The organism is Xenorhabdus sp. NBAII XenSa04 (assembly GCF_963866145.1).
In the GTDB taxonomy this organism is placed as follows: domain Bacteria; phylum Pseudomonadota; class Gammaproteobacteria; order Enterobacterales; family Enterobacteriaceae; genus Xenorhabdus; species Xenorhabdus indica.
In genome coordinates, this window is sequence record NZ_CAWMEB010000079.1 from 49,156 (window position 1) to 62,685 (window position 13,530).

Sequence of the window (13,530 nt, forward strand, 5' to 3'; positions counted from 1 at the left end):
GTCCTGTTACTTTGCCCGCTAAGGGCTATTATTTTTTATCCTTAACTTCTTCGAATTCAGCGTCTACAGCGTCATCATCTTTTTTTGCGTTACCTGCGTCTGCATCAGCCGCACTTGCCTGAGCTTGCTGTTGTGCGATTTCCAGAAGTTTCTTAGACGCTTCAACCAGAGCTTGGATCTTAGCTTCAATTTCAGCCTTGTCTTCGCCTTTCACCGCTGTTTCCAGCTCAGAAACAGCTTTTTCGATTGCAGTCTTGTCATCTGCTGGCAGTTTATCGCCAGCTTCTTCAACTTGCTTGCGGGTACCGTGGATCAGCTGATCAGCCTGGTTACGGATCTGAACCAGTTCTTCGAACTTACGGTCAGCTTCTGCGTTTGCTTCTGCATCGCGTACCATCTGCTGGATTTCGTCCTCGTTCAAGCCAGAAGAAGCCTTGATGGTGATGTTTTGTTCACGTCCGGAGTTTTTGTCTTTCGCAGAAACATGCAGGATACCATCAGCATCAATGTCGAAAGTAACTTCGATCTGAGGCATACCACGAGGTGCTGGTTGAATGCCATCCAGGTTGAATTGACCCAGGGATTTGTTGTCGCTGGCACGCTTACGCTCACCTTGCAGCACGTGGATAGTTACCGCAGACTGATTGTCTTCCGCAGTAGAGAACACTTGGCTGTGCTTGGTTGGGATAGTCGTGTTCTTCGAAATCAGCGAAGTCATCACACCACCCATAGTTTCGATACCCAGAGACAGTGGAGTTACGTCCAGCAGAAGAACGTCTTTCACGTCACCTGCCAGTACGCCGCCCTGAACTGCTGCTCCCATTGCAACCGCTTCGTCTGGGTTAACGTCTTTACGCGGTTCTTTGCCGAAGAAGTCTGCAACAGCTTTCTGAACCATTGGCATACGGGTCTGTCCACCAACCAGAATGACATCGTGAACGTCAGATACAGACAAGCCAGCGTCATTCAGTGCGACTTTCAGTGGCTCGATAGAGCGTTTCACCAGATCTTCAACCAGAGATTCCAGTTTCGCACGAGTCACTTTAACGTTCATGTGCTTAGGACCCGTTGCATCTGCGGTGATGTATGGCAGGTTCACGTCAGTCTGCTGAGCGGAAGAGAGCTCGATTTTCGCCTTTTCTGCGGCTTCTTTCAGGCGCTGCATAGCCAGCGGGTCGTTACGCAGATCGATACCTTGTTCTTTCTTGAACTCATCAACCAGATAGTTGATCAGGCGGCTGTCGAAGTCTTCACCACCCAAGTGAGTGTCACCGTTAGTTGCCAGTACTTCATAAGTTTTTTCGCCATCAACTTCGTCGATTTCGATGATAGAGATATCGAAAGTACCGCCACCCAAGTCATAAACTGCGATAGTACGGTTACCAACTTCTTTATCCAGACCATAAGCCAGAGCAGCAGCAGTTGGTTCGTTAATGATACGTTTAACTTCCAAACCTGCGATACGGCCAGCATCTTTAGTTGCCTGACGTTGTGCATCGTTGAAGTAAGCAGGAACAGTGATAACTGCTTCTGTGACTGGCTCACCCAGATAGTCTTCTGCGGTTTTCTTCATTTTCTTCAGAACCTCAGCAGAAACCTGAGGAGGTGCCATTTTCTGGCCTTTTACTTCCAGCCACGCATCACCGTTGTCTGCGTTGGTGATTTTGTATGGCATGATAGCAACGTCACGCTGAACTTCTTCGTCCTGAAAACGACGACCAATCAGGCGCTTGATAGCAAACAACGTATTTTGCGGGTTAGTAACAGCCTGACGTTTAGCTGGTTGACCAACCAGAGTTTCACCATCCTGAGTATATGCGATGATTGAAGGAGTGGTTCGATCACCTTCGCTGTTTTCAAGCACACGAGTTGTTGCGCCGTCCATAATTGCTACACAAGAGTTGGTAGTTCCCAAGTCGATACCAATGATTTTACCCATCTAAACGCCTCCACAAAGAATTCATATATTCGGTCAAGTTACTAAGCTATATGAGGACAAATGTTTTCTTTTCAATGGCACGATCAGCCAGAAATTCCTCATTTTATGTTTTCAGTTGTTACTGAAACGTCAGTAGTAACTGTAGTTGAGACTTAGATGGGGTCATTCATCTCATCATCAAGGGGCTGATTGAAAAAAAATTGAGATTTAATAAAAAAATTTTTCTGGGGCCATTGTGTAGTTGATGCCATCACATTATGATCCGCCGCCTTTTATGATTTTCTGGCGTAGAAATATGTCATGAGAAAATTTTTAGTATTTTGTTTTATCTATTTTTTAGGGGAATTATGAGTTCTAATCAGTTGGCTAATCCAGGCCCATTGGGGTTGATGGGTTTTGGTATGACAACAATTTTGTTGAACTTGCATAACGCAGGTTTTTTCCCTTTGGCATCAGCCATTTTAAGCATGGGAATTTTTTATGGTGGTTTGGCTCAGGTATTGGCTGGCATCATTGAGTACAAAAAAGGGAATACATTTGGTGCAACCGCGTTTACTTCTTATGGTATGTTCTGGCTCAGTTTGATTGGCCTACAGTTCCTGCCAACAATGGGGTTGGCAGAAGCGACTAGCCGTGAGTTCCTTGGTGTTTATCTCGCTTTGTGGGGTATTTTCACCCTGTTTATGTTCTTTGGAACATTCAAAGCTAACCGCACTTTGCAGTTTATTTTTGGTAGCCTGACCCTGCTGTTTGCATTGCTGGCGATTGGCAACATTACCGGCAATGCCAGCATGCTGACTTTTGCCGGTTATGAAGGTGTCATTTGTGGCGCCAGTGCTTTCTATCTGGCTATGGCCGAAGTTCTGAACGAACAGTATGGCCGTACTATTTTGCCAATTGGTGAAAGAAAACACGCTTAATTTCAGTTTCATTTACTGATTAATAAAAAACAGGATGAGCTACCGTACTTATCCTGTTTTTTTATCTTATATTTTTTGTCTTAATGATTGGCTTAGTGCCTTGTCTTGCTATCTAATACTGTTCTTTTATTTAAATAAAGAGCCAAGAATACCCCCACGACTGACAACGTCAGCATATAGTACGCTGGGGCTAATGAGGTATATTTCATTAACAGAGTGATCACAATCGGAGTTAATCCGCCAAAAATGGCGTAGGCCAAGTTATATGAAAATGAAATGCCACTGAACCGAATTTCAGGTGGATAGCTCTGAACCATAACGAAAGGCACTGCCCCTACAACACCAACAGAGAAACCTGCGAGAGCATATGCACTGAAGAGTCTGATGGGATCATCACTGATATTGTGGTAGAAAAACCATGTGGCGGCAGCCAACAGCAGGCTACCAGCCAGTAACACCTTACTGGCACCCCATTTATCGCATAAATGCCCGGCTAATATACAGCCAATAAAAAGTACAATAATTGCCAGGCTATTGGCTTTCAGCGTCATTGATGGTTCCAGATGGAAAACGGTTTGCATATAGCTGGGTGTCATCAAGATAACAACCACAATGCCCGCCGAAAGAAGCCATGTCAGCAACATGGAAACAGTGATTGCACGTTTATGATTCAGGATCACAGACTTTAGGGGCAGTTCTTCCGCTAATGTCTTACGTGCCTGCATTTCCTTAAATATTGGCGTTTCATGTAACCAACGGCGCAGGTACATAGCGAACAGCCCAAAAATTCCACCAAGGAAGAAAGGGATACGCCATGCCCAGTCCAAAACTTCTTGGCTGGTATAAGCTGAAGTTATTGCTGTTGCTATCAAAGAACCAAGCAAAATGCCGAGAGTCAGTCCTGCGGTGAGCATTCCACAGGCAAAACCGATATAGTTGTGGGGAACATGTTCCGCTACAAATACCCATGCTCCGGGGACTTCACCTCCAATTGCTGCTCCCTGCATAATTCGCATCAGTAATAATAATAATGGGGCAGTAATACCGATTGTGTCGTAAGTTGGCAGCAATCCGATACTTAGCGTCGGTAAAGCCATCAGCAAGATGCTGAGGGAGAACATTTTCTTGCGTCCAATTAGATCGCCGAAATGTGCCATGATGATCCCACCTAAGGGCCGGGCCAGATATCCGGCAGCAAAAATGCCAAAGGTTTGCAGTTGCCGGAGCCATTCAGGAATGTCGGCAGGGAAAAAAAGCTCACCAAGCACGACGGCAAAAAAGACAAAGATAATGAAATCGTAAAACTCTAAAGCTCCACCTAAGGAAGCTAAAAACAGAGTTTTATAATCTTGTTTGTTTAATGAACGACTTTGATGTTCTGACATAATGTACCGATTTATAGTTATAAAATAGGATTTTCATAAATCATAAAGTAAGACTTATGACTCTATCAGACCTTATTAAATGAAAAAGCAAAATTTATTCATATTAAAAGACATTTATTCTGTAATTTTCGTAATGGGATTTTTTTGTCAGTCAATGGATTTTGGTAATAAAAAGTTTCTGATAACCGATAGATTAATTTAAGTGTTCTTCATTTGTTGTGATAATTTATCCCTTTTATTTTTCAAGTTGCCAGTATTAGATTGGCAACTTGAAATCTGCCGGGCTTTTTGTGATAGCCCTCAATAGGACGTGGAACAGTTACAGAAACTTCTTCAGTAGTCCAATGACAGTTTCAATATCCGGCAAGGAAGGGTGTCCCACCATACGTTGCAGTGAGGCGTCAAAATTCTCGTGCCAGACGGGGTCAATCACGAAATAACCATCTTCTTGTAATTGAGCAATATTGCGGCGGGTGGCTTTTTTCTCCCACATTGCGCTTCCCATAACAGGGAAAAACAGTACCGGAAACGTGGCGGCCAAAATCACGGTTGTTAAACGGTTAGGTGCAGTACCATGCGCGACGGCTGCCATAGTATTTGCAGTTGCAGGTAAAATGGCCATTATGTCGTGATCAGCCACAATGCGTGAAGGTTTATCTGTTGGCCAATCCTGAGGTTTTTCTCCGCTGATCACGCGATCAGCATAAAGGGCGACAGTTTCTGCGGGTAAAAAGGTAGTGGCGCTGTTTGTCATCAATATTGTTAATGTACAATCAATAGTTGCTTTAATGGCCAAAAGATATCTTGGAAGGAGAGAGATATCGATTGACCCCGTTGCTCCAATCAAAATCCGAGGCTTTGTCTGTGGGATTGTTTCATCATCTTTCATCGGTAAATTAACCTTATTGTCAGAATAGTTAGCGATACTCATTAGTGGATTTCAGCAACTCGTCTAGTTGAACCAAGTAAGAATCTCTTCCATTTCTCCGCCATTCCCGTGGATATCCCAAAGAGACTTCTAAGTGCATAACATCTTGAACATATTCGATATTAGGTATATGCAGGTGCCCGTATACCACCATGCGAACGCCTTTTCTTGATGTCCATTGATGGGTTTTTTCACTACCACACCAAATGGAAAATTCTGTATTTCTTAAAGATTCGAGTGGCTTACGGATAAGGGGGAAATGGTTTATAAGCACAATATCTTCACCATCTGGAATAGTGTTCAAACGTTTCTCGGTGTATTGAAGACGTTCCTGACACCAATCGATAATATTTTTATAGGGATAGGTTTTCAGGAAGAATTCGTCAGAACTAATGACACCACAACGGCGAGCACGTTCTATGGCCTGATCTGCTGTATAGTCACAAGTATTTCTGAATGAATAATCGTACAAGGTAAAAATAGGGGCAATGATAAGGGGCTTCCCATTCTCCATGCGGTAATGACCGAATCCATCTTCAGGGGTGAGTACGTTATGCTGTTGGCAAATATTGACCAGATGTTGATAACGCAGTACGCCAGGTAACTTCAAGTTATCTCTTGGTGTGCACCAAAGTTCATGATTCCCTGGTGTCCAGACCACTTGGGCAAACCGTCGGGTAAGCAGACTAATGACCCATATAAAGTCTGATTCTTGTTCCGCAATATCACCAGCCAACAGGAGCCAATCGTCGGGTGTTGATGGCTTGAGTGATTCAACTATAGCTCTATTTGCAGCATAAGATACATGTAAATCGCTGATAGCCAACAGCATGAACTCACCTCTCTATTCTAAGGTTCCTAAAGAATCAGGGGGTTCCCGGAGGTGCTTCACCCCAACCCCAATTGGGTACAGTTTCACGACGTGAAGGAGCTGCATTGGGTTGAGAATTGGCTTCTGCCCTGCGCGAACCCCATTCGATATAACTAGCAAACGCCGCACGAAACTCAGGGTCAGAGGGTAAACCGATTTCATCAGCAGACTGCATCAGTAGCTCTACCCATCTTTTCCTTTGTTCTGGTTGAATGCTTCTGCCTCTGTGACGGTTTAACATGACTTTAAAACCGCCCCGTTCATTGGAATAGCGTTTTTCTCCACCAAGTACTTCTTCCAGCCACATGGCAACATGACCGGGGTGATCGGATTTCATGTTTTTGAACAATGGGGCGAGTAACTCATCTTTTTCGACCTTAGCGTAAAAATGGGTCATGAGTTTCATGAGAGCCTCACGTCCTCCCATCCATTCAAATAGGGTCGGTATTTCATTATTTGCCATAACATAACCTCTCATATGAATATATTAATGATGTTGATTTATCTAAAGGAATATCACTGCGTTTTAAAGCCCAAGTGATTTACTAATGATTTCTTGCAGCACTTCACTGGTTCCTCCGTAAATGGTTTGGGCACGGCTATTTAGCCAATTCTTGCCAACAGTAGAGTCGCGCATATAACCCAATCCGCCGTGTAATTGCAGGCAGCGATCAGCCACTTTCATTTGAAGTTCGGTAGTCCACCATTTGATGCGGGCCGCGTCCACTAAACTGAAAAGCCCTTGGTTAAAGAGAGCAACAGCGTTATCAAGGTAGGTCCGAGCAATTTTTACTTCGGTATCTAATTGCGCGAGAACAAAACGGTTATATTGAAAGGAACCGATTGGTTGATTGAAGGCTGTCCTTTCTTTCACATATTCCAGTGTGCTCTGCAATATATGTTCTGCACTGGCTACTGCCACGGTTGAGATGCTGAGACGTTCGCGGGGCATTGCCGACATGAAGTAATAGTTGCCGAGGTTCTCACGGCCGATCAGATTAGTGACGGAGACTTTGCAGTCATGGAAAAAAAGTTCAGCCGTATCGCTGCCATTCCAGCCAATTTTCTTTAAGGGTTCACCTCTGGAGAACCCAGGCATATCCCGTTCTATCGCCAGCAAGCTGATCCCTTGGCCCTGTTTTCCTTGTTCTGTTTTTACAGCTACAATGATTAAATCTGCATTAATGCCATTGGTGATATAAGTTTTGCTGCCATTGACCAGATAGTAATCACCCTGACGTTTAGCCACGGTTTTGATATCTGCGGTGTTGGAACCACCACTTGGTTCTGTCATGGCGATAGCCGCAACCCGTTTTCCATTACATAATTCCGGCAGCCACCTTTTTTTCTGTTCCTGATTACCGAGAGCAAAAATATAGCTGGCAACAATATCATTGTGAGCAACGATCCCCGGTACAGTGACACCAGCTTTGATGAGCTCTTCTGTCAGAATTACCGCAAACCGATAATCGCTTTTTCCCTGTCCTCCAAACTCAGGATTGACACTCATACCTAACAAACCTGACTGACCAAATCTCTCCCAAAAAGTGCGCTCGACCAGTCCGTTTTCTTCCCATATCTGATGTTCAGGTACGATTTCACGCTCAAGAAATTCACGACAAAATTTCCTATAATTATTAAAATCATCAGCTTCAATACGCATATTCACTCCTGATTTTTTATCAGTTCATTCATTGCTCAGTAGTATTTGCTTGATAGTGTTCCAGTGTCGGTATACAGCAAAATGATCCCCTTCAATATTGATGAGTGAAATATCGTTAGAGGTGTAGTTTTTCCAGGCTTTCATCTCTTCCAAAGTGACATCAATGTCTTGGGTCGCGGAAATCAGTATTAGTGGGTAATTCACCTGTATATTGTCGAGTTGAGAAAATTGGCTGCGGATCAGGTAATCACTACGTAATTGACGAATGATTGGTTTTATCAGTGCAGGTTCGTTCAATATTGCTTCAGGTGTTCCTTGATCCTCTTTGGTTTTCTGAATCAATTGTTCATTAGTCCATTCATGCCGTTCATCTTTCAGTTGGAGGTGAGGTGGAACAGAGCTGGATACCACACCAAACAGGGGAGAAGTCCCATAGTTTTTCATTATCTCTTGCCCCACAGCGATACTCAGCACACCACCAAAACTATGACCAAAGGTTATCCATTCGGTATTTTCCTGGGCCTTTTTCTGCTGAAAGTCGGCCCAGATATCTGATGATAAGCGCTTAATCAGTAAATCGAGATCGTGGATTGCAGGCTCTTTAGCCAAATGACCACGGCCGGGTATCGCGACAGGCTGTAAGATCGCAGATTGGGTTGTCATGAGATCATTCAGCCAGGGGCGATAAATCGCTGTTGTTGCTCCCGCATGTGGGAAGGCGTAAATGACCCGCCTGCAATTAGTGTCCATCTGTCCTCCTGTCACCGGTGGATTCTCTCTTTATAAGGAAACTGACAATGCGTTCAGCGGTCATGATGGTTGTCAGATTAGTGGGCATGGAGGGAATGGTGGGAAATAGGGAAGCATCAGCGACTGTGACACCAGTAATGCCATGCACCCGACCATCTTCGTGTGTGGCGCTATCAGGATCTCCACAGATACCCATTCTGAGTGTTCCGGACGCATGCCAACCCGGATTGACAAGGTTTTTTATTGCACTGCTCATGATTGTGTCGTTATAAATCATTGAGTCAGACCAAAATTGTATTCCATCAAGGAAAGCATCCACTTCTGGAGAACGTAAAATTTCCCAAATCTTACGCACCCCTCCGATAAGACGTGCAATATCTGATGGGGTACGGGCTAATGGAAGATCAATTTGGGGCAATACTGTCGGAGTCTTGGAACTGATGAAGACCCGACCTTGAATTTCCGGGCGCATTAACATTACAGAAGCCCCAACCAACATTGGATAAGTCACCCGGTCTCTGAATCCCGGTACAGTGTTGCTGGCAACGTTGTTCAGTAAGCCGATTTGTATATCGACTTTTTCGTCGTGACCACTGCTGATACGGGCAGCAATTTGCCGCCATGGCAGGCCGGTTGTACAAACACCTGCTTTGGGAAGTGCCCAAAGTACCACTGATGCATGATCAGTCAGATTTCTGCCAACGGCTGGCACTTGAGCAATAACAGGGATATCTAACGTGTTCAGATGTTCTGGATCACCGACACCTGAACGCTGCAATAATGTTGCTGAGCCAATTGCCCCGGCACAAAGTACGATTTGCTTGCTCCGGTGAACCTGTTCTTTCCCTGATTGAATAGTCTTCACCCCTGAAGCGACAGTGCCGTTAAAAATTATCTGTGTGGTGAGTGCATCAGTCATCACATGCAGATTTTTTCTATTCAGGAACGGTTCAAGGTAGGAACGATAAACATCGACTCTTTCTGCTCCATGAATAACATTCGCGGGCACAGGGCCGACTGCGGGCCCTTCACCGACATTGAGATCGTCAACATAAGGCACACCAGACTGCTCGCAGGCACGAGAAAATGCCATGTCCAGTGGGTGGATCTCACTGTTTGATGGCCTGCGCAGACACATGGGTCCCTGCGAACCGTGGTTATCATCACCAATACGATCGATATCATTCTCCAGATGCTTAAACCACGGTAGTACTTGCTCCCAAGACCAGTTCGGGCAACCCATTTGAGCCCATTGATCAAAATCGCTCGGAAATCCTCTCAGAGCGATGGCGCCGTTGACAGCGGAAGAACCACCAAGTACTTTTCCCGCCCGATAATTGAATGGATTACGTTTCTTATGCTTGCGATCCTGTTGTTTGTCATTTTGGGGGGAAGCGAGAGAGTGAACAAGTTCAGAGAAACGCTCGTCGTCGCGTACATTGGCTTCATAATCCCAGTTATACCCTTCCAGCACGAGCCTTGACGCATCCCTGAGTGGGCTGGCAGGGTTGTGTGCATCAGATTCGTGACCTGCTTCAATTAACAGTACGGACTTAGTACTATTTTCGGACAGGCGTGATGCCACCACACACCCTGCTGAACCTCCTCCTACCACGATATAATCGTACGCCTTGCTCATAAGTCATTCTCCGTTTGAGATTGAATAATTGTTTTGATAATGCGGGAGAAAGACTGGATATTAGAGTTCATGAACAGACCTTCAATGATGTCCTGTTCGCCAGCGGGTGTAATGTTAAATTCTTGTCGCAGTGCACTAAGTAAACCAACCGCATGCAGTGAATCGCCACCAATATCAAAAAAGCCATCGGTGACATCAAAATCATCATGTTGGAGCTGTGCCTGCCAGAGTTTCAGGATGATTGTTTCTGTCTCATTGGCAGGTTTGACTGGAGCATCAGCGTGTTCTTCGTTACCAGACCAAGGGATTGGCAGGGCCTTACGATCAATTTTTCCATTACTGGTTAATGGCATATGAGGCAATACGACATAGTAATTAGGCACCATATAAGAGGGCAAAGTTTTTTGGGCAATTTTCCGCAACTGTTCCTGAAAATAGTCCGGGGCATTTAATGTTTCTGTATTCTCAGGGACAACATAAGCAACGATGTGTCGTTGTCCGGTTTTGGCATGAACCGGAGCGCCAATGACAACATGGCTGACATTTTCATGATTCAGGAGGCAGGCTTCAATTTCGCCTAATTCAATGCGATATCCATTGATTTTTACCTGATTATCTTCACGCCCTAAAATCTCTATCAGACCATCTTCAATATATCGTCCTAAATCTCCCGTTTTGTACAGCCGTTCACCAGTGATGGGATGAGTAATAAAGCGAAGTGAGGTTTTTTCTGCGTCGCCCAAATAACCGTGGGTTACGCCAACGCCACCAATGTAGAGTTCTCCGGTCACCCATTTGGGGCAGGGAAGAAGCCAACTATTTAAAACATGAAAAGTCTGGTTTGCCAATGGCTTACCATAAGGAATGCTTTTCCAGTTTTGATCGATTTTCTCAATAGGATAATGTATTGACCAGATGGAGCCTTCGGTAGCTCCACCAAGGCTGATTATTGCCGCATTTGGCAACGTTTCCCGGATGCGCCCAGGCAGATCAACAGGTATCCAGTCTCCGCTCATGAGGATGAGCCTTAATTTGCTTTCGGCAAGTGCAGAGCCGTTTCTGTCTACCAATATTTTCATGGGGGCAGGAACGCTATCCCAGATAGTAATCTGATGTTTGATGAGTATTTCCAGCCAGACTTTCGGATCATTGGCTGTCTCTGGGATGGAAAAAATAACTTTTCCGCCTACTCCCAGTAGTCCGAAATAATCATAAACAGACAAGTCGAACCCCGCAGGTGCAACAGATAATACGGCATCTTTTTCTGTAACGTGGAATTTGTGATTTATATCAAACACAGTATTTGCTGCATTACGGTGGGAGGCCATGACACCTTTCGGTTCTCCGGTTGAACCGGAAGTAAAAATAACATATGCCAGATCATCTGGTCCCTGTACTGAAGGTATAGAAGACCAATGTGCGATATCCATTGAGTTGTCCATAGGACACTTATCCAGATTAATCCGGGGCAGACCCGAAAACTCATTATGGTCAAATGCTGTGCTAGCAGTGATAATGCCTTTGGCTGAACAACGATTAATCAAATTCATTCGACGTTCAGCAGGGAGTTGGGGATCGATGGCTACGTAGGCAGCACCTGACATAAGAACAGCGAGCAATCCGATTACCAACTCAGGGCCTTGTGGTAAGGAGACAGCGACAATGTCATTGGGATGAATTTGGGTAGCAGCCTGAAGTTGTTGGGTTATTGAACCGGCTTTGTTAACCATTTCTGCATAAGTAATTTGTTTTTCTCCCTGAATAAGGGCGACTTCATCAGGAAATTTTGCGGCTGCCTGCAAAACTATTTCATGTAGCAATTTGATATCGAATGTTGTAGCTGTTGCATTAGCGTTTTCCCGTTCTGTCATATCTGACGCGGGTAACTTCACCAATGATGTATTTTTATCCCATAAAGCATCATCTTCTGCACAAGTCTCAATTAGTGTCAGATAAGCATCCAGCATGGCTTCTACCATTCCATCAGGGAACAATTCACAGATAGTGTTCCAGTTAATTTGAACAAAACCATCAACACGAACCAGTTGGTTCTCTAACCAGATTTGTGGCGTTTGATTACTGCTGTAAGTATGGATAGCATTCTCCCAGCCGATCTCTGTCACTACATCATCTAAATTGGCTGTCAGAGTATTGCTGAATACTATGGGAGCTGTTGCTGCTCGGTTGTGATGCTTTCGGCGGGTCAGCTCTCTAAGAACTTGGACACCATTGTAAGAAGAATGCCAGCGATTCATCATCAAATCAGTTTGGATCTGTATTAAACGATCATTGAGGCTTTCTTCTCTTGTTCCCTGTATTCCAAGCAACATGGGGTGAATAAAATTACCGACAACATTTTCAATGCCATCAAAATAGGGTCGCCGCCCAAATTGGGTAATAGTTAGTGTAAAAATTTGGTGTTTGGACCATTGGCGCAGGACTTCTGCATACATGCCGAGAAACACGGTTTCCAGAGTTAATTGACGTAATTCTGCTTTTTGCCTGAGAGCTTGTAATGTTTCAGTCGTGATTTTCCGCCTGTAACGTTTGATCAAAGGGGAAGAGATTAATTCAGGAATTGTTTTCAATGGTAGCTCTGGCGGTTGTGGTAGAACATCCAACTGTTTTTCCCAATAATCTTTGTCACGTAGCCCTTGTGATTCCCCTTGCAGGTAACGCTCTGAGTTTATATAAGTGTGGAAATTCATATTAGTGGTGAATGTTGGTAACTCATGACCTTGGTAAACATGCCACCAATCACGTAATATCAAGTGGGTGCTATGCAGATCCACAAACATAAGGTCAAAATAAATATGTAAACGAGTCATATCGTCATTAATTATTGTTGCACGTATATCGAATGTAGGTGTTTTATCAAGAGGTAATAATTGTTTTTCCATTTCCTGGCGAATACTTGACAGTATTTGTTTTTTTTCTGATGTAGTGTATTCGCTAATATCCTGAATAGGAATGGTGTAATTCAATGGAGTAGGTAAGATCTGTTGTTGTCCGTCTAAAGACAATGTTGCCCTCAACATAGGGTGATATTCAATGATTTTATTAAATGCACAATTTAATGAATTGATATCTAATGATTTAATATCTAACTCTTTATATAAACAGCTAGTTAATCCTCCTAATTCTAATCCAGGATTACGTCCAATTAAATAAGCATATTGAATATCTGTTAATGGGAAATATTTTTCTTCAATAATATCTTTTTGTAGAGTTATGGGAGTGGTAATGTTTAAAGGTAACCTATTTCGAAGCATTCCACTGATCTGTCTTTTCAGTTGAGATAACTTGATTTCTGAATTTTTATTTTCTGATTTAAATAATTCAGAAGAAATAGAGATTTTTAATCCGGATTCTTGTAATGCCTTGAGAAAGTTTTGCATGCATTATCCCCTGTGTTTGATTAATAAGTAAATTTTT

The 13,530-nt window shown here is 43.8% G+C and carries 10 protein-coding genes; 1 reads left to right on the forward strand and 9 read right to left on the reverse strand.

Annotated features, from left to right (window positions below; translation table 11 throughout):
* Positions 1 to 28 precede the first annotated feature (28 nt).
* Positions 29 to 1,939, reverse strand: coding sequence for a molecular chaperone DnaK (gene dnaK / locus AAC147_RS04080; RefSeq protein WP_047679101.1), 1,911 nt, complete (start codon positions 1,937 to 1,939; stop codon positions 29 to 31).
* Between the two features lie 347 nt (positions 1,940 to 2,286).
* Here dnaK and satP point away from each other — a divergent pair, with 347 nt between their 5' ends.
* Positions 2,287 to 2,859, forward strand: coding sequence for an acetate uptake transporter (gene satP / locus AAC147_RS04085; RefSeq protein ID WP_047679102.1), 573 nt, complete (start codon positions 2,287 to 2,289; stop codon positions 2,857 to 2,859).
* Between the two features lie 92 nt (positions 2,860 to 2,951).
* Here the strand turns inward: satP and AAC147_RS04090 are convergent, their stop codons facing one another.
* From AAC147_RS04090 to AAC147_RS04125, 8 genes are all read right to left on the reverse strand, one after another.
* The gene (locus AAC147_RS04090) at positions 2,952 to 4,244 is read right to left on the reverse strand and encodes an MFS transporter (protein ID WP_047679103.1); all 1,293 of its coding nucleotides are present in this window, start codon (positions 4,242 to 4,244) and stop codon (positions 2,952 to 2,954) included.
* A 319-nt stretch (positions 4,245 to 4,563) separates the two neighbouring features.
* Complete coding sequence (locus AAC147_RS04095; RefSeq protein ID WP_231571321.1) at positions 4,564 to 5,175, reverse strand: flavoprotein; 612 nt, start codon at positions 5,173 to 5,175, stop codon at positions 4,564 to 4,566.
* Positions 5,162 to 6,004: a metallophosphoesterase family protein gene (locus tag AAC147_RS04100; RefSeq protein ID WP_047679104.1), complete on the reverse strand. Its 843-nt coding sequence runs from the start codon at positions 6,002 to 6,004 to the stop codon at positions 5,162 to 5,164. Before AAC147_RS04100 ends, AAC147_RS04095 begins: the two co-directional genes overlap by 14 nt.
* Before the next feature lie 34 nt (positions 6,005 to 6,038).
* Positions 6,039 to 6,506 carry a group II truncated hemoglobin gene (locus AAC147_RS04105; protein ID WP_047679105.1) on the reverse strand — a complete coding sequence of 156 codons (468 nt, stop codon included), beginning with the start codon at positions 6,504 to 6,506 and terminating at the stop codon, positions 6,039 to 6,041.
* Between the two features lie 63 nt (positions 6,507 to 6,569).
* Positions 6,570 to 7,706, reverse strand: a complete 1,137-nt coding sequence (locus tag AAC147_RS04110; protein WP_047679107.1) for an acyl-CoA dehydrogenase family protein — start codon at positions 7,704 to 7,706, stop codon at positions 6,570 to 6,572.
* Between the two features lie 24 nt (positions 7,707 to 7,730).
* Positions 7,731 to 8,456, reverse strand: coding sequence for a thioesterase II family protein (locus tag AAC147_RS04115; protein ID WP_047679109.1), 726 nt, complete (start codon positions 8,454 to 8,456; stop codon positions 7,731 to 7,733).
* Positions 8,446 to 10,095: a GMC family oxidoreductase gene (locus tag AAC147_RS04120; RefSeq protein WP_047679111.1), complete on the reverse strand. Its 1,650-nt coding sequence runs from the start codon at positions 10,093 to 10,095 to the stop codon at positions 8,446 to 8,448. The genes AAC147_RS04115 and AAC147_RS04120 overlap by 11 nt, the downstream gene beginning before the upstream one ends.
* Complete coding sequence (locus tag AAC147_RS04125) at positions 10,092 to 13,493, reverse strand: non-ribosomal peptide synthetase (RefSeq protein WP_047679113.1); 3,402 nt, start codon at positions 13,491 to 13,493, stop codon at positions 10,092 to 10,094. Before AAC147_RS04125 ends, AAC147_RS04120 begins: the two co-directional genes overlap by 4 nt.
* Positions 13,494 to 13,530 lie beyond the last annotated feature (37 nt).

Coding starts and splice junctions, on each gene's coding strand:
- dnaK (WP_047679101.1), bottom strand. CDS start 1,939: ATGGGTAAAATCATTGGTATCGACTTGGGAACTACCAACTCTTGTGTA.
- satP (WP_047679102.1), top strand. CDS start 2,287: ATGAGTTCTAATCAGTTGGCTAATCCAGGCCCATTGGGGTTGATGGGT.
- AAC147_RS04090 (WP_047679103.1), bottom strand. CDS start 4,244: ATGTCAGAACATCAAAGTCGTTCATTAAACAAACAAGATTATAAAACT.
- AAC147_RS04095 (WP_231571321.1), bottom strand. CDS start 5,175: ATGAGTATCGCTAACTATTCTGACAATAAGGTTAATTTACCGATGAAA.
- AAC147_RS04100 (WP_047679104.1), bottom strand. CDS start 6,004: ATGCTGTTGGCTATCAGCGATTTACATGTATCTTATGCTGCAAATAGA.
- AAC147_RS04105 (WP_047679105.1), bottom strand. CDS start 6,506: ATGGCAAATAATGAAATACCGACCCTATTTGAATGGATGGGAGGACGT.
- AAC147_RS04110 (WP_047679107.1), bottom strand. CDS start 7,706: ATGCGTATTGAAGCTGATGATTTTAATAATTATAGGAAATTTTGTCGT.
- AAC147_RS04115 (WP_047679109.1), bottom strand. CDS start 8,456: ATGGACACTAATTGCAGGCGGGTCATTTACGCCTTCCCACATGCGGGA.
- AAC147_RS04120 (WP_047679111.1), bottom strand. CDS start 10,095: ATGAGCAAGGCGTACGATTATATCGTGGTAGGAGGAGGTTCAGCAGGG.
- AAC147_RS04125 (WP_047679113.1), bottom strand. CDS start 13,493: ATGCAAAACTTTCTCAAGGCATTACAAGAATCCGGATTAAAAATCTCT.